Source organism: Burkholderia sp. 22313 (genome assembly GCF_052045245.1).
In the GTDB taxonomy this organism is placed as follows: Bacteria; Pseudomonadota; Gammaproteobacteria; order Burkholderiales; family Burkholderiaceae; genus Burkholderia.
Window position 1 is genome coordinate 19,129 of sequence record NZ_JBQEON010000004.1, and the last position, 16,387, is coordinate 35,515.

11 protein-coding genes are annotated in these 16,387 nt (G+C 69.2%); 5 read left to right on the forward strand and 6 right to left on the reverse strand.

Annotation, left to right across the window (positions count from 1 at the left end; all coding sequences use genetic code 11):
• Positions 1–81 precede the first annotated feature (81 nt).
• Positions 82–1,386, forward strand: a complete 1,305-nt coding sequence (locus tag ACTJKF_RS04920; protein WP_440622455.1) for an MFS transporter — start codon at positions 82–84, stop codon at positions 1,384–1,386.
• Positions 1,387–1,500: 114 nt separating this feature from the next.
• Here the strand turns inward: ACTJKF_RS04920 and ACTJKF_RS04925 are convergent, their stop codons facing one another.
• Genes ACTJKF_RS04925 through hemC form a run of 3 tightly spaced genes read right to left on the reverse strand, consistent with a single transcriptional unit; the run spans position 1,501 to position 5,653 of the window.
• A complete protein-coding gene (locus tag ACTJKF_RS04925) occupies positions 1,501–2,688 on the reverse strand; it encodes a heme biosynthesis protein HemY (protein ID WP_440622456.1) in 1,188 nt (395 codons plus the stop codon).
• Between the two features lie 2 nt (positions 2,689–2,690).
• Positions 2,691–4,667, reverse strand: coding sequence for a fused uroporphyrinogen-III synthase HemD/membrane protein HemX (hemDX, locus tag ACTJKF_RS04930; protein ID WP_440622457.1), 1,977 nt, complete (start codon positions 4,665–4,667; stop codon positions 2,691–2,693).
• A complete protein-coding gene (gene hemC, locus ACTJKF_RS04935) occupies positions 4,667–5,653 on the reverse strand; it encodes a hydroxymethylbilane synthase (RefSeq protein ID WP_440622458.1) in 987 nt (328 codons plus the stop codon). The genes hemDX and hemC overlap by 1 nt, the downstream gene beginning before the upstream one ends.
• A gap of 218 nt (positions 5,654–5,871) precedes the next feature.
• On the opposite strand from hemC, the gene ppc reads away from it, so the two are divergent.
• Positions 5,872–8,877 carry a phosphoenolpyruvate carboxylase gene (gene ppc / locus ACTJKF_RS04940; RefSeq protein WP_440622459.1) on the forward strand — a complete coding sequence of 1,002 codons (3,006 nt, stop codon included), beginning with the start codon at positions 5,872–5,874 and terminating at the stop codon, positions 8,875–8,877.
• Positions 8,878–9,032: 155 nt separating this feature from the next.
• On the opposite strand, the gene ACTJKF_RS04945 is transcribed toward ppc, so the two are convergent.
• Positions 9,033–9,785: a class I SAM-dependent methyltransferase gene (locus ACTJKF_RS04945; RefSeq protein ID WP_440622460.1), complete on the reverse strand. Its 753-nt coding sequence runs from the start codon at positions 9,783–9,785 to the stop codon at positions 9,033–9,035.
• A 199-nt stretch (positions 9,786–9,984) separates the two neighbouring features.
• On the opposite strand from ACTJKF_RS04945, the gene ACTJKF_RS04950 reads away from it, so the two are divergent.
• The 3 genes from ACTJKF_RS04950 (at position 9,985) to ACTJKF_RS04960 (ending at position 13,103) form a co-directional block, all read left to right on the forward strand.
• Positions 9,985–10,794: a helix-turn-helix transcriptional regulator gene (locus tag ACTJKF_RS04950; protein WP_440622461.1), complete on the forward strand. Its 810-nt coding sequence runs from the start codon at positions 9,985–9,987 to the stop codon at positions 10,792–10,794.
• Positions 10,795–10,900: 106 nt separating this feature from the next.
• Complete coding sequence (argH, locus tag ACTJKF_RS04955; RefSeq protein WP_440622462.1) at positions 10,901–12,310, forward strand: argininosuccinate lyase; 1,410 nt, start codon at positions 10,901–10,903, stop codon at positions 12,308–12,310.
• A 109-nt stretch (positions 12,311–12,419) separates the two neighbouring features.
• Positions 12,420–13,103, forward strand: coding sequence for an HAD family hydrolase (locus ACTJKF_RS04960; RefSeq protein ID WP_440622463.1), 684 nt, complete (start codon positions 12,420–12,422; stop codon positions 13,101–13,103).
• An 89-nt stretch (positions 13,104–13,192) separates the two neighbouring features.
• On the opposite strand, the gene ACTJKF_RS04965 is transcribed toward ACTJKF_RS04960, so the two are convergent.
• Both ACTJKF_RS04965 and ACTJKF_RS04970 read right to left on the reverse strand, forming a co-directional pair.
• Positions 13,193–14,038 (reverse strand): lysozyme inhibitor LprI family protein, encoded by an 846-nt coding sequence (locus ACTJKF_RS04965; protein ID WP_440622464.1) that lies wholly within the window; start codon positions 14,036–14,038, stop codon positions 13,193–13,195.
• Positions 14,038–16,317, reverse strand: coding sequence for an Orn/Lys/Arg decarboxylase N-terminal domain-containing protein (locus ACTJKF_RS04970; RefSeq protein WP_440622465.1), 2,280 nt, complete (start codon positions 16,315–16,317; stop codon positions 14,038–14,040). The genes ACTJKF_RS04965 and ACTJKF_RS04970 overlap by 1 nt, the downstream gene beginning before the upstream one ends.
• Between the last annotated feature and the right edge of the window lie 70 nt (positions 16,318–16,387).

The window sequence follows — 16,387 nt, forward strand, 5'->3', positions numbered from 1 at the left end:
GCATCGGGATTGCTTCGCACGACCCCGGATCGGGCGCGCCGCGCCGGCTCCGGCCCATCACAAGAAAGGACAGGAGACAACATGGCAACATCGACGCAGTCGCTGCCGGGCGCGTCCGGCGCATTCGAGGAAGCAACCTACCGCAAGGTGTCGTGGCGGCTCACGCCGCTCCTGCTGCTGTGCTACGTGGTCGCCTATCTCGACCGCGTGAACGTCGGCTTCGCGAAGCTGCAGATGGTGAGCGACCTGAACCTCAGCGATGCCGTCTACGGGCTCGGCGCCGGGATCTTCTTCTTCGGCTATTTTCTGTTCGAAGTCCCGAGCAACATCATCCTGCACAAGGTCGGCGCGCGCGTATGGATCGCGCGCATCATGGCGACCTGGGGCGTGATCTCGATCCTGACGATGTTCGTCACGACGCCCGCGATGTTCTACGTGATGCGCTTCCTGCTCGGTGTTGCCGAAGCCGGCTTCTTCCCCGGCGTGATCCTGTACCTCACCTACTGGTATCCCGCGCACCGGCGCGGCCGGATGACGACGTTCTTCATGACCGCCGTCGCGCTGTCCGGCGTGATCGGCGGGCCGATCTCGGGCTTCATCCTGAAGGCGTTCAACGGCGTGAGCGGCTGGCACGGCTGGCAATGGCTGTTCCTGCTCGAAGGGATCCCGTCCGTGCTGGCCGGCGTGCTCGTGTTCTTCGCGCTCGACGACCGGATCTCGAAGGCGAAATGGCTGACCGACGACGAAAAGGCACTGCTCGCGCGCAACGTCGACGCGGAGGAAGCAACCAAGGAGGACCTGCCGCTCGGCGCGGTGCTGGCGAGCCCGCGCGTGTGGCTGATGGCGCTGATCTACTTCTCGTTCGTGATGGGGCTGTACGGTGTCGGCTTCTGGCTCCCGACGATCATCAAGGCGACCGGCGTGGTCGACACCTTCATGATCGGCCTGCTGTCGGCGATTCCGTATGCGGCGGCCGTGGTCGCGATGATCCTGATCGCGCGCAGCGCGGACAAGCGCCGCGAACGGCGCTGGCACCTCGCGATTCCGGCCGCGTTCGGCGCGCTCGGGCTCGTGCTGTCGGTGATCTGGGCGCACCAGACGGGGCTCGCGATGCTCGGCCTCACGCTCGCGACGATGGGCATCCTGACGACGCTGCCGCTGTTCTGGAGCCTGCCGACCGCGTTCCTCGGCGGCGCGGCGGCCGCGGCCGGCATCGCGATGATCAACTCGATCGGCAACCTCGCGGGCTTCCTGAGCCCGTACATGATGGGCTGGCTCAAGCAGGCGACGGGCACCAACGACGCGGGCATGGTCGTGCTCGCCGCGTTCCTCGTGCTCGGCGCGCTGCTCGCGCTGTCGGTGCCGAAGCGGCTCGTCGACAAGTAATGCGCAACGCGTGACCGCGGGCCGGCCGCCTGGCGGTCCGGCAACGAGCAAAAAAATGCCCCGAAGGCCATGCGGCGTTCGGGGCATTTTCACGCGCGGCGGGCAGCCGCCGCGTCAGACCACGGTGATCGCGAGTGCGCTTTCGCGGTAGTGCTTCGCCGCCTTGTCGGTTTCGCCGAGATGCTCGAACAGGCGCGCAAGCGCACGGTGCGCGCGCACCTTCAGCGCCTCGTTGTCGGCCTGCTTCAGCGCGGCCTCGAGGAACGACTGCGCCTTGCCCCACAGCTGCTGCTGCTGGCACAGACGACCGAGCGCGAACAGCAGGTCCGCATCGTCCGGATGATCCGTCTTCCACCCTTCGGCCTTCTGGATCAGCGGCAACGCATCGCCGCCGGCCGTATCCGGATAGCGGCGCAGCAGGCGTGCATCCCAGTTGTGCGCGAGCGCGTCCTCGACGATGCGGCGCGCTTCGGTGCGGCGCTCGAGCGGCACCAGCAGGTCGGCCGCGAGATCGGCGAGGCGCGGCGACTGGCGCTCGAGCGGCGACAGCGACTGCCACACTTCGAGCAGCGCGTCCGGATCGTGCCGGCGTTCGCGCAGCAGATTCTCCGCCGCCTGCTGGCGCAGCCGCACGGCCGCGGCCGGATGCAGCGCCTCGCGCTTCTCGAGCGCCTTCGCGAGCTTCAGCACCTCGGCCCAGTTCTTCAACTGCTGCTGCGCGCGCAACGCGACCTGCTGCGCATGGATGCGCTTGCCGCCCGCCTGCAGGTCGGCCAGCGCGGCGAGCGCGCCGTCGGCATCGCGTGCATCGGCGCGCATGTCGGCCGCGGCGAGCAGCCGCGCGTCCTGCCATTCGGGCGCGTCGACCTTCGACAGCCAGTCGTCGCGGCGCGTGTACTCGTGCATCCGGTGCGCGGCCGTGGCCGCGACGAGACTCGCGGCGCCCTGGTTCGCATCGACCGCGAGCGCATCGCGCGCGGCCTTCTCGGCGCGCGAGAAGCGGCCCGCGTACAGGTTCGCGATCGCATCGCGCAGCGACGACGCCGCCTTCTCGTTGCGCGAACGCGCACGATACGCGGCGACCCGCTGCGGCATGCGCCAGATGTTGCGCACGATGCGCAGCAGCGCGTACACGACGATGAACAGCACGACGATGGCGATCACGAACAGGTTCAGCGACACGTCGATCCGGTACGGCGGATAGACGAGCAGCACCTGCCCCGCGTCGAAACGGCCGACGGTGGCGAGTGCCGCGGCGATCGCGAACAGGACCGCGAGCCAGACGATTCCTCGAAGCGTCATGGTTACCCCCGGCTCTTGAACTGCTGAACGGCGTTCAGGCTCGTGTTCAGGTTCGGCACCGCGACCGTCAGCGATGCGCTGTCGACCTGCTTGAGCAGATCCTCGACGGATTGCGTGTCCTTCGATGCCGGGTCGAAATACTTGCCGAGCGACGCCTGCGCGGCGTGCAGGTCGGCCTTCATCGCGCCGTCGTTGCGCGCGAGCAGCGACAGCCGCGCGGTGAGCAGGCGCAGCTTCACGTTCTCGCGCACGAAGTAGCCCTGGTCGGGCGACGCGAGCATCGCGTCGGCATTGTCGATCCGGCGCACCTGCACGAGGCCCTTCAACTGCTGGCCGAGGCCGGCCGAGAAGTCATGCCACCACACCTTCCAGCGCGGCTCGCCGGCCGTGGCTGCAACCGCCGACGCGGCGTCGGCCGGCTCGGCCTTCGGCGCCGCATGCGGGACGATCGCCTCGCCCGCCAGCGGCAGCGCGTCGATCTTCGCGATCGCGTCGTCGAGCTTGATCGCGAGGCCGGTGAGATCGGCCGACGGGGCGGCCTTCAGCTTCTCGATGTCCTGCGCGAGCGCCTTGCGCACCGTGACGGCCTGCGCGCTCTGCGACGTCGCGAGGCGCGCGTCGGCGTTCTGCAGCGCGATCAGCGCGAGCTGCGTGTTGCCGGTGAGCTGCAGTTGCTGGCTCGCGCTCGACAGCATCTGGTCGACTTCCTCGAGCATCCACGCGTCGCGGTTGCGCGACAGGTCCTGGTACTGCTGCTGCAGCGCCTGCTGCGCGCTCTGCGCGTCGGCGAGCTTGCCGTCGAGCTGCGCGAGCTGCGTGTCGACCTGGTGCGTGCCCGCGAGCGCCTGCTCGGTCTTCATGCGGGTCTCGGCCGCCTGCGCATCGAGCGCCTTCTGGCGCGCGACGAACGAGTCGTCAAGCCGGTCGACCTTGCGGTTCAGCGCATAGCCGCCGACGCCCGCCGCGCAGCCGAGCACGACGACGACGAACCACAGCGCCGCGCTGCTGCCGCGGCGCGCAGGCGGTTCGGACGCGGGATAAGGGGGCCTGGACGGCGGTGCGGATGCAGCGGCCGGCTGGGAAGCGACACTTTTGGAATCGTTGGTATCTGTCATGCGTTTAGTCACCGGTGCGGCTGTCGCCGGTTGGACGGCCTCGTCGGCCATCGTTCGAAACGCGCGGACGATGCGCTCATCGCCCGCGCCGGTCAGCGTAATCCTATCAAAACCCAGTGCGCGCGCGGTCTGCTCGATGCGCGGATGCGGCGTCACGAGCGGCGCATGCTTCAGCGCGTCGATCTCGGCGTCGTTCAGGTGCGTGCGCGCGAGTTCGTGCAGGTTGCGCACGCCCTCCGAGCTCGTGACGAGCCACCCGTGCGGTGCACCGGCGAGCAGCGCATGCACGCGCTCCCATGCGCCGACGCGCGGCTCGGGCACGACGCGCCGGTACGCGGCGACGAGCGTGACGTCCGCGCCGGCTTCGCGCAGCCGCTCGGCAAGCCATTCGCGCCCGCCGTCGCCGCGCACGATCAGCACGCGCTTGCCCGCCAGCGCCTGCGCGCCGCCGAACGCGGTCTCGATGCTCGCGAACAGGCTTTCGGAATCGTAATGCGGGACGCCGCCGTCGGCGGGCGCCTGCGGCGCGATCACGCGATGCGCGGGCGCCGCGATGCCGTGGCGCTCGAGCGCCGCGACGCTGCCGGGCCCGACCACGCCGACCGGCAGCGCATTCGGCCAGATCGCACCGTACTGCGCGAGCGCGCGGTCGATCGCGTTCGGCGACACGAAGATCACGAGCGCGTAGTCGGCGAGCGCCGCGAACGCGGCATCGAGCGGCGCCGGATCGTCGACCGGCGCGATGTCGATCAGCGGGAATTCGAGCACGTCGCAGCCGGCGCCGGCCAGTTGGGCCGCCAGCGCGGCCGACTGGCCGTCCGGGCGGGTCAGGACGGCGGTGAACGCACGCGCGCCGCCCGCCATCAGGCGTCGCCCTTGCCGGCCCGCGAACCGGCGAGCAGCGCGTTGACGATGTCGAGCGCGCCCTGCGCCTCGAGCTCGTCGGACACCGCGCGGCCGAGCGCGAGCGCATCCGCGACGGTCATGACGGCGCCGCACTCCTCGGCGGTCAGCACGCGCTGGCCGTCGGTCGTCGACACGCGGCCAGTCAGGTACAGCTCGCCCGCGCGCCACACCGCGTGCGCGGCGAGCGGCACCTCGCAGCTGCCGCCGAGCGCGCGCGACACCATCCGCTCGGCCTCGACCGCGAGCGCGGTCTGCGGGTCGTGCAGCGGCGCGAGCCAGCCGGCGACATCGGTGCGGTGCGCGGCGATTTCGATGCCGAGCGCGCCCTGGCCGGCGGCCGGCGGGCTGTCCTCGACGTCGATCAGTGCGCGGATCCGCGCTTCGAGGCCGAGGCGCTTCAGGCCCGCGGCCGCGAGGATGATCGCCGCGTAGTCGCCGCGATCGAGCTTCGACAGGCGCGTGTCGAGGTTGCCGCGCAGCGGCAGCACGTTCAGGTGCGGATAACGCGCGCGCAGCATCGCCTCGCGGCGCAGGCTCGACGTGCCGACGACGGCACCCGCCGGCAGCGCGTCGAGCGACGCGTAGTCGTTCGACACGAACGCGTCGCGCGAATCTTCCCGCGCCATGATCGCGGTGAGTGCGAAGCCGTCGGGCAGCGCCATCGGCACGTCCTTCAGCGAATGCACGGCCAGATCGGCGCGGCCGTCGGCGAGCGCATTCTCCAGCTCCTTGACGAACAGGCCCTTGCCGCCGACCTTCGACAGCGTGCGATCGAGAATCTGGTCGCCACGGGTTGTCATCCCGAGGATTTTCACGTCACAAGCTGGATATAATTTGCGCAGCGCATCACGCACATGTTCGGCTTGCCACATCGCCAGGCGGCTCTCCCGCGAAGCAATCGTCAGCGTCGCGGGGGCTTGTGCCGGAAAGGTCTCGGAATTCATTGCTGGAACATCGAAGGACGGGATGGAAGATCGAACAATGGTAGCACGCACACCCCTGCCCGCCCGGGCCCGGAGCCTGCGCCCGCCGCGCTTTTGCGCCGGCGGCGATACCGATGCGCGGATGTGCCGCACGTAGCTGGATGCTTGACCGCTGTTCCCGTAGTTTCCGCAGTCCCCGCAGTCCCTTTTTGACTCGTGCTTTCCCAAGGAAACCCATCGTGAAGTCTTCCGGATCGGCGCGTACGACGCGCCGCAATGCTGCCTTGCCCTCCTCCGACGCCCAGACGGGCACCCGCGCCGCCGCCGCGAACGGCCGTGCGAAAACGGCAACGAAACCGAAAGACCCGATACGTCAGACAAAACGCGTGATCCAACCCGCCGGCCCTGCTGCCCGCACGGCCGGCGCCGCGAAGGCCGGCGGCCGCACCCGCGAGGACAAGGACGGTCCGCTGTTCGAGGACATCCGCTTCCTCGGCCGCCTGCTCGGCGACGTGGTCCGCGAACAGGAAGGCGACACCGTGTTCGACGTCGTCGAAACGATTCGCCAGACGGCCGTGAAGTTCCGCCGCGAGGACGACAGCGAGGCCGCGCAAACGCTGGAGAAGAAGCTGCGCAAGCTGACGCCGGAGCAGACGGTGAGCGTCGTGCGCGCGTTCAGCTATTTCTCGCACCTCGCGAACATCGCGGAAGACCGCCACCACAACCGCCGCCGCCGCATCCACGCGCTGGCCGGCTCCGCGCCGCAGCCCGGCACCGTCGCGTACGCGCTCGAACAGCTGAAGACGACCGGCAACGCGTCGAAGCGCCTGCTGCAGCGCTTCTTCGACGATGCGCTGATCATGCCGGTGCTGACCGCGCACCCGACCGAAGTGCAGCGCAAGAGCATCCTCGACGCGCAGCACGACATCGCGCGCCTGCTGGCCGAGCGCGACCAGCCGCTGACGACGCGCGAACGCGCGTACAACGAATCGATGCTGCGCGCGCGCGTGACCGCGCTGTGGCAGACCCGCATGCTGCGCGACGCGCGCCTGACGGTCGGCGACGAGATCGAGAACGCGCTGTCGTACTACCGCGCGACGTTCCTCGACGAGCTGCCCGCGCTGTACGGCGACATCGAGGCCGCGCTCGCCGAGCACGGGCTGTCCGCGCGCGTGCCGGCGTTCTTCCAGATGGGCAGCTGGATCGGCGGGGATCGCGACGGCAACCCGAACGTGACCGCCCCGACGCTCGACGAAGCGATCAACCGCCAGGCCGCGGTGATCCTCGAGCACTACCTGGAACAGGTGCACAAGCTCGGCGCCGAGCTGTCGGTGTCGAACCTGCTGGTCGGCGCGAACGACGCCGCGAAGGCACTCGCCGCCGCGTCGCCCGACCAGTCGCCGCACCGCGTCGACGAGCCGTACCGCCGTGCGCTGATCGGCATCTACACGCGGCTGGCCGCGAGCGCGCGCGTGCGTCTCGGCGAAGGCACGGTGCCGGTGCGCAGCGCGGGCCGCGGCGCGGCACCGGTGCGCGCGATTCCGTATGCGGACTCCGAAGCATTCGTCGCCGACCTGAAGGTGCTGACCACGTCGCTCGACGAGCATCACGGCACGTCGCTCGCCGCGCCGCGCCTCGCGCCGCTCGTGCGCGCGGCCGAAGTGTTCGGCTTCCATCTCGCGAGCATCGACTTGCGCCAGAGCTCCGACATCCACGAGGCCGTGGTCGCCGAGCTGTTCGCGCGCGCCGGCGTCGAGGCCGACTACGCGGCGCTCGCCGAGGCAGACAAGCTGCGCGTGCTGCTCGCCGCACTCGCCGATCCGCGCCCGCTGCGCTCGCCGTACCTCGAATACTCGGCGCTCGCGCAGACCGAGCTCGGCGTGTTCGAGAAGGCCCGCGAGGTGCGTGCGCAATTCGGCGCGCGTGCGGTGCGCAACTACATCATCTCGCATACGGAAACCGTCAGCGACCTCGTCGAGGTGCTGCTGCTGCAGAAGGAAACGGGCCTGCTCGAAGGCGCGCTCGGCAGCCATGCGAAGAGCGGCCTGATGGTGATCCCGCTGTTCGAGACGATCCCCGACCTGCGCGACGCCGCGCGCATCATGCGCGAATACTTCGCGCTGCCGGGCATCGACGCGGTGATCGCGCACCAGGGCGCCGAGCAGGAAGTGATGCTCGGCTACTCGGACAGCAACAAGGACGGCGGCTTCCTGACGTCGAACTGGGAGCTGTACCGCGCGGAACTCGCGCTCGTCGACCTGTTCCGCGAACGCAAGATCACGCTGCGGCTGTTCCACGGGCGCGGCGGCACGGTCGGCCGCGGGGGCGGCCCGACCTACCAGGCGATCCTGTCGCAGCCGCCGGGCACCGTGAACGGCCAGATCCGCCTGACCGAACAGGGCGAGGTGATCGCCAGCAAGTTCGCGAACCCCGAGATCGGCCGGCGCAACCTCGAGACGGTGGTCGCAGCGACACTCGAGGCGTCGCTGCTGCCGCAGTCGAACGCCCCCGCGCAGCTGCCTGCGTTCGAAGCCGCGATGCAGACGCTGTCCGATGCCGCGATGGCGTCGTATCGCGCGCTCGTCTATGAAACGCCCGGCTTCACCGACTACTTTTTCTCGTCGACGCCGATCACCGAGATCGCCGAACTGAACATCGGCAGCCGCCCGGCCTCGCGCAAGCTGCAGGATCCGAAGAACCGCAAGATCGAGGATCTCCGCGCGATTCCGTGGGGCTTCTCGTGGGGCCAGTGCCGGCTGCTGCTGACGGGCTGGTATGGCTTCGGCAGCGCGGTGAGCGCGTATCTCGACGGCGCGCAGGATGCCGCCGAACGCACCAAGCGCGTGACGCTGCTCAAGAAAATGAACAAGACCTGGCCGTTCTTCGCGAACCTGCTGTCAAACATGGACATGGTGCTCGCGAAGACGGATCTCGCGGTCGCGTCGCGCTACGCGCAACTGGTCGCCGACCGCAAGCTGCGCAAGCACGTGTTCGAGCGGATCGTCGCGGAATGGGAGCGCACGTCGCAGGCGCTCGCGGAAATCACCGGGCACGAAGGCCGCCTCGCGACCAACCCGCTGCTCGCGCGCTCGATCAAGAACCGCTTCCCGTATCTCGATCCGCTGAACCACCTGCAGGTCGAGCTGATCAAGCGTCACCGCGCGGGCGACACGAACGCGCGACTGCGCCGCGGGATTCACCTGACCATCAACGGGATCGCGGCCGGCCTGCGCAACACGGGCTGATCCGCGCGCGGCGCGGGCCTGCCCCGCGCCACGCTCACCTCGCGACACGAAAGCCGCGCTACGCCGCCCCGCGTAGCGCGGCTTTTTTCATGTCGTCATGGAACCGCGCGACGGCCCAGGCCGCTGTGCCCCGCTGCTCAATGCGCTCATTGCACTCATTGCGCATCGATCAGCAACGCGTCGTGCTCGAACGAGCCATCCGCCTGCACCGCGTAGTAGCTGCGCACCTCGTCGGGCGCGTGCGCCCACAGCGCATGGATGCCCGCGACGCTGTCGGCCGGCGTGCGGATCCGCTCGACCCATGTATCGAAATCGATCGGCAGGCGCCAGCGGCGCTGCACGTGCGCATCGAACCCGGCGCCGCGGAACATCGCGAGCCATTCGTCGGCGCGGTAGTCGCGCACGTGCGACGCATCGCGCAGCACTTCCGCGGCCTGGAGATACGTATCGAGCAGCGGATGGTCGTTGCCTGCGATGTCGATCATCAGCACGCGGCCGCCCGGCTTCAGCACGCGGCGCACCTCCGCAAGCGCCGCGCGCACGTCGTGCCAGTGGTGCGCGCTCATCCGGCTGACCACCCGGTCGAAGGTACCCGCCTCGAACGGCAGCTGCTCGGCCGGCCCCTGCTGCGTACGGATGTTCGCGAAGCCGCGCTCGCGGGCGGCGACGTCGACGGTCGCGAGCATCGGCGCGGCAAGATCGTAGGCGACCACGTCGCGCACGTGCGGCGCGACCGCGAAGCTCGCGTGGCCCGCGCCGCAGCCGAGATCGAGCACCGCGGCGTCGGGCGTCGCACGCATGGCGTCGGCCAGCGCCTGCAGATCGGCACCCGTCGCGTGGACGGCGCTCGTCAGGTAGGCGGCGGCTGTCGTGCCGAATGCGTCGGCGACCTGGTCGTGGTGTTTCATCGTTCGCTCCTTCGTTGGGTGGGGCGCCCGCTGCCTGCCAGCGCGCGAATCGCTACAATAGGGCCGCGCTTGTACCGGTACAAGTCAAGCAGTTATTCTGGTATTTGTTACACCTGCCTGAGCTTCGCCGCGCCGCCAGCGCGTTGTTTCTCCATTTCAGCCGCTTCCGGGCGGCTCCACCCGCCTCAGCCGTTTCCGCATGAACCACCCGTCCTCCGCCCCCAACCCGCCGCTCGACGCCACGCCCGCCCGCGCGCTCGGCGAATTCATCCGCGCGCACCGCGAACGGCTGTCGCCGCAGGCCGTTGGCCTGCCGCCCGGCCCGCGCCGCCGCACGCCGGGGCTGCGGCGCGAGGAAGTCGCGCAGCTGTGCGGCGTCAGTCCGACCTGGTACACGTGGATCGAGCAGGGCCGCCCGGTGTCGGCGTCGGCCGACGCGCTCGCGCGGATCGCCGTCGCGCTGCAGCTGTCGAAGGCCGAACGCGCGTACCTGTTCGAGCTGGCCGCGCAGCGCGACCCCGCCGAGCCCGATGTCGCGGCCGGTGACCTGCCGCCGACGCTCGCGGCGACCGTCGCCGCGATCGCCACGCCGGCTTACGTGCTCGACCGCCAATGGAACGCACTCGCGTGGAATGCGCCGGCGGCCGCGCTGTTTACGGGCTGGCTCGACGGCGAGCACGACCGCAACCTGCTGCGCTTCACGTTCATGGCGCCGGCCGCGCGCACGCTGATCGTCGACTGGGAAACCCGCGCGCGGCGGCTCGCGGCCGAATTCCGCGCCGACTCGATCCGCCACCTCGCCGATGCGCCGACCCGCGCGCTGATCGACGCGCTGATGGCCGGCAGCGACGCGTTCGCGCAGTACTGGGCCTCGCAGGACGTGTTCGAGCGCGAAGGCGGCCTGCGCGAATTCGACCATCCGGCCGACGGTCGCGTCGTGTACCAGCAGATCACGCTGAAGCCCGCGCACCGCGAGGACCTGAAGCTGGTCGTGCTGGTGCGCGACTGACCGGACGGCCCGAGCCGGCGAAGGCCGGCCGCCCGCCCCGCGAATGTTAGAATCGCGGGATTCCCTCGGCGGCGCACGCCGCCCAACTCCCCTTCGAAGAATCGCCATGACGTCCCAACTGCACAAAAAGGGCGAGGCCTGGTCGGCCCGCTTCTCGGAACCGATGTCGGAGCTGGTCAAGCGCTACACGTCGTCGGTGTTTTTCGACAAGCGCCTCGCGCTCGTCGACATCGCCGGCTCGCTCGCGCACGCCAGCATGCTCGCGGCGCAGAAGATCATCAGCGCCGACGACCTGGCCGCGATCGAACGCGGGATGACGCAGATCAAGGGCGAGATCGAACGCGGCGAATTCGAATGGCAGCTGGATCTCGAGGACGTCCACCTGAACATCGAGGCGCGCCTGACCGCGCTGATCGGCGACGCCGGCAAGCGCCTGCACACGGGCCGCTCGCGCAACGACCAGGTCGCCACCGACATCCGTCTGTGGCTGCGCGGCGAAATCGACCGCATCGGCGGCCTGCTGACCGACCTGCGCGGCGCGCTGATCGACCTCGCGGAGAAGAACGCGGACACGATCATGCCGGGCTTCACGCACCTGCAGGTCGCGCAGCCGGTCACGTTCGGCCATCACCTGCTCGCGTACGTCGAGATGTTCACGCGCGACGCGGAACGCATGCGCGACTGCCGCACCCGCGTGAACCGCCTGCCGCTCGGCGCGGCCGCCCTCGCCGGCACCAGCTACCCGATCGATCGTCATGCGGTCGCGAAGACGCTCGGCTTCGACGGCATCTGCGCGAACTCGCTCGACGCGGTGTCGGATCGCGACTTCGCGATCGAATTCACGGCGGCGTCGGCACTCGTGATGACGCACGTGTCGCGTTTCTCCGAAGAACTCGTGCTGTGGATGAGCCCGCGCGTCGGCTTCATCGACATCGCCGACCGCTTCTGCACCGGCAGCTCGATCATGCCGCAGAAGAAGAACCCGGACGTGCCCGAGCTCGCGCGCGGCAAGACCGGCCGCGTGAACGGCCACCTGATGGCGCTCCTCACGCTGATGAAGGGCCAGCCGCTCGCGTACAACAAGGACAACCAGGAAGACAAGGAACCGCTGTTCGACACGGTCGACACCGTCGCCGACACGCTGCGGATCTTCGCCGAGATGGTCGCGGGCATCACCGTGAAGCCGGACGCGATGCGCGCGGCCGCGCTGCAGGGCTTCTCGACCGCCACCGACCTCGCCGACTACCTGGTGAAGCGCGGGCTGCCGTTCCGCGACGCGCACGAAGCCGTCGCGCACGCGGTGAAGATCTGCGACGATCGCGGGATCGATCTCGCCGACCTGACGCTCGACGAAATGAAGCAGGAACTGCCGAACGTCGCGCACCTGATCGGCGACGACGTGTTCGGCTACCTGACGCTCGAAGGTTCGGTCGCGAGCCGCAACCATCCGGGCGGCACCGCCCCCGACCAGGTGCGCGCGGCGGTCAAGGCTGCCCGCGCCGCGCTCGGCAAGTAAGCACGCCGTCACGAGCGGACGCCTTCGGCGTCCGTTTTTCATTCGGGCGGCCGGCGCGCCGCCCGTCGCCTTTCCCGCTTATTCGTTTTCCCGTTTCCGGACACCGCCGATGACCTTCTCCGCCGCGCTCTTCGACATGGACGGCCTGCTCGTCGATTCCGAGCGGACCATCATGAACACGTGGATCGACGTGTCGAGCGCACACGGCGTCGTGCTGACCGAGATCGACTATCTGCAGATCGTCGGCCGCTCGTTCGCCGAGGGCCAGGTGATCCTCGCGCGCCTGATCGGCAACCCCGACACGTTCGACGCCGTGCGCATCCGCGTGCGCGAGCAACTTGCCGCGCCCGAGCCGCATCCGAAGTTTCCGCTGAAGTCCGGCGCGCTTGCGCTGCTCGACGCGCTCGCGCAGGCCGGCATTCCGTGCGCGGTCGCGTCGTCGTCCGCGCGCGACGTGATCCGTGCACGGCTCGACGCGGTCGGCGTGCTGCCGTACTTCCGCGCGCTTGCGGGCGGCGACGAAGTCGCGCGCGGCAAGCCCGACCCGGCCGTGTACCGGCTCGCGGCCGAACGCCTAGGCGTGCCGGCGCACGCGTGCGTCGCGTTCGAGGACAGCGACTTCGGCGCGCAGTCGGCCGCCGGCGCAGGTGCCGCGGTCGTCACCGTGCCCGACCTGAAGGCGCCGACGCCCGAGATCGTCGCGCTGAGCCTGCACGTGCTCGCATCGCTCGACGATGCGGTCGCGCTCGTGCCGTCGTGGTTCGGCCGTCTGGACACGCAGCAACCGGCGTAAGCGGCGCGCTGCGTGCGTCAAATGCAAACGGGCACCCGAGGGTGCCCGTTTTGCGTTGCCGCATCGGAAGATCGACGTCGTAACGATCGTTACTTGTTGCCGGCCGTCTCCGACAGCCGCTTCATCGTCGCGATGCGCGCGCCGATCAGGTCGACGCGTCCGTCCTCGCCGACGAGCGGCGCCGTCGTATCGCGGAACGCGACCCAGGCGCGCTGCGCGCGCACGAGCGTCGCGGCCGAATGCGCGGGCATCTTGCGGCGCAGCTTCTGGTAATAGCGATTCAGGTCGAACACCGCGTGTTCGCACGCGGCATCCTGCACGCACGGCCGCACCCGGCCGATCGCCGGATCGCGCGGCGCGGCGTTCGCCGGCTTGCCGGCGGCTACCGCGGCGGCGCCCGACGCCGCACTCGCGCCGCCCTGAACCGCGCCCTGCGTGCCGCTCGTGGCCGCGACCGGCACGGCGGCGGGCGGCGGCGCATAACGGTCGGCCGCCGCGCGCAGCGCGAGCGCACGATCGCGCACCGGCTGCAACTGCATGTCCGCGCTCGCCATCGTGTACGCGGTGCCGCGCGTCGTGTCGTACACAGCCTTCAGCAGAAGAATTTCATCCTTGCGCCACGTGACCCAGTGACGCTGGCTGTCCTGCCAGCCGCGCTTCGCGTCGGCCGGCGCATCGCTCGACAGGCGCTGGTACGCGCCGTCCATCACCGCCTGCCACTGCTGCTGCGCCTCGCCCATGCACTGGATCTGGCCGGCCGGCGACGACCGGTCGCGCCGCGCGAGACACTGCCGCATCGCGACGTCGATCGGGTCGGCCGCCGCGACTTCCGCATGCGCGACATTCACCCCTGCCGGCCCGGCCGACCACGCGGCCCAGGCGGCGAGCGCCGCCAGCGCCGCACGCATCGTCCGGATTCGTCCCTGCGCCGCCATCAGTCGCGCACGCAGTCGACGAAGTACTCGACGCGACCGTTCACTTCTTCCGCGACGAGGCCGTGGATGTCGGTATGGAAGCCCGGGAAGCGTTCGTTGAAGTCGCGCGCGAACCGCAGGTAGTTCATGATCGTCTTGTTGAAGCGCTCGCCCGGAATCAGGAGTGGAATGCCCGGCGGGTACGGCGTGAGCAGGATGCTCGTCACGCGGCCTTCGAGCTCGTCGAGCGGCACGCGGTCGATCTTGCGGTGCGCGAGCTTCGCGAACGCATCCGACGGCTTCATCGCCGGCTCCATGTCCGACAGGTACATCTCCGTCGTCAGGCGCGCGATGTCGTTCGCACGGTACACGTCGTGGATCTGCGTGCACAGGTCGCGCAGGCCGACGCGCTCGTAGCGCGGATGCTGCGCGACGAATTCCGGCAGCACGCGCCACAGCGGCTGATTGTTGTCGTAGTCGTCCTTGAACTGCTGCAGCTCGGTCACCATCGAGTTCCAGCGGCCCTTCGTGATGCCGATCGTGAACATGATGAAGAACGAGTACAGGCCGGTCTTCTCGACGATGATCCCGTGCTCGGCCAGGTACTTCGTGACGATCGCGGCCGGAATGCCGGTCTCGCCGAACTCGCCGTCGACGTCGAGCCCCGGCGTGATGATCGTCGCCTTGATCGGGTCGAGCATGTTGAAGCCTTCCGCCAGCGGGCCGAAGCCGTGCCAGTGGTCGTTCGGCTTCAGCATCCAGTCGTCGCGCGAACCGATGCCCTCTTCGGACAGCTCGTCCGGACCCCACACGCTGAAGAACCAGTCGTCGCCGTATTCGGCGTCGACCTTGCGCATCGCGCGGCGGAAGTCGATCGCCTCGGCGATCGATTCCTCGACGAGCGCGGTGCCGCCCGGCGGCTCCATCATCGCGGCCGCGACGTCGCACGACGCGATGATCGCGTACTGCGGGCTCGTCGACGTGTGCATCAGGTACGCCTCGTTGAAGCGGTGCTTGTCGAACGTGCGGTTCTCCGAATCCTGCACGACGATCTGCGACGCCTGCGAGATGCCCGCGAGCAGCTTGTGCGTCGAGTGCGTCGCGAACACGAGCGCGCCCGTGCGCGGACGGCCGTCGCCGATCGCGTGCATGTCGCGGTAGAAGTCGTGGAACGTCGCGTGCGGCAGCCACGCTTCGTCGAAGTGCAGCGTGTCGACCAGGTCGCCGAGAAGATCCTTGATCATCTCGACGTTGTAGACGACGCCGTCGTACGTGCTCTGCGTGATCGTCAGGATCCGCGGCTTCATGTCCGGATTTTCGCGCAGCGCCTCGCGCGCGAACGGGTTCGCCTCGATCTTCTTGCGGATGTTTTCCGGCTTGAATTCTTCGCGCGGGATCGGCCCGATGATGCCGAAATGGTTGCGCGTCGGCGTGAGGAACACCGGAATCGCGCCCGTCATCGTGATCGCGTGCAGGATCGACTTGTGGCAGTTGCGGTCGACCAGCACGATGTCGCCGGGTGCGACCGTCGCGTGCCAGACGATCTTGTTCGACGTCGACGTGCCGTTGGTCACGAAGAACAGGTGGTCCGCGCTGAAGATGCGCGCCGCGTTACGCTCGGACGCCGCGACCGGGCCCGTGTGATCGAGCAGCTGGCCGAGTTCGTCGACGGCGTTGCAGACGTCCGCGCGCAGCATGTTTTCGCCGAAGAACTGGTGGAACATCTGGCCGAGCGGATTCTTCAGGAACGCAACGCCGCCCGAGTGGCCCGGGCAGTGCCACGAGTACGAGCCTTCGTCGGCGTACTTCACCAGTTCCTTGAAGAACGGCGGCGCGAGCGAGTCGAGATAGACCTTCGCCTCGCGGATGATGTGGCGCGCGACGAACTCCGGCGTGTCCTCGAACATGTGGATGAAGCCGTGCAGTTCGCGCAGGATGTCGTTCGGCAGGTGCCGCGACGTGCGCGTCTCGCCGTACAGGAAGATCGGGATGTCCGCGTTGCGGCGGCGCACTTCGGTGACGAACGCGCGCAGCTCGATGATCGCGGTCGCCAGCTCGGGCAGCTCGCCGTCCGGGCCCGTTTCGCCGAGCATGAGTTCGTCGTCGTCGATCGACAGGATGAAGCACGACGCGCGGCTCGATTGCTGCGCGAACGACGTCAGATCGCCGTAGCTCGTGAGGCCGAGGACTTCGACGCCCTCCTTCTCGATCGCTTCGGCCAACGCCCGGATGCCGGAGCCCGAGATGTTCTCGGAGCGGAAATCTTCGTCGATGATGACGACGGGGAAACGAAACTTCATGGGCGATTCTCCAAAAAGAACGACCGCGGCGCGTCACGCGCAGCGGTCACCCGGAAACTGGTGAGACGTT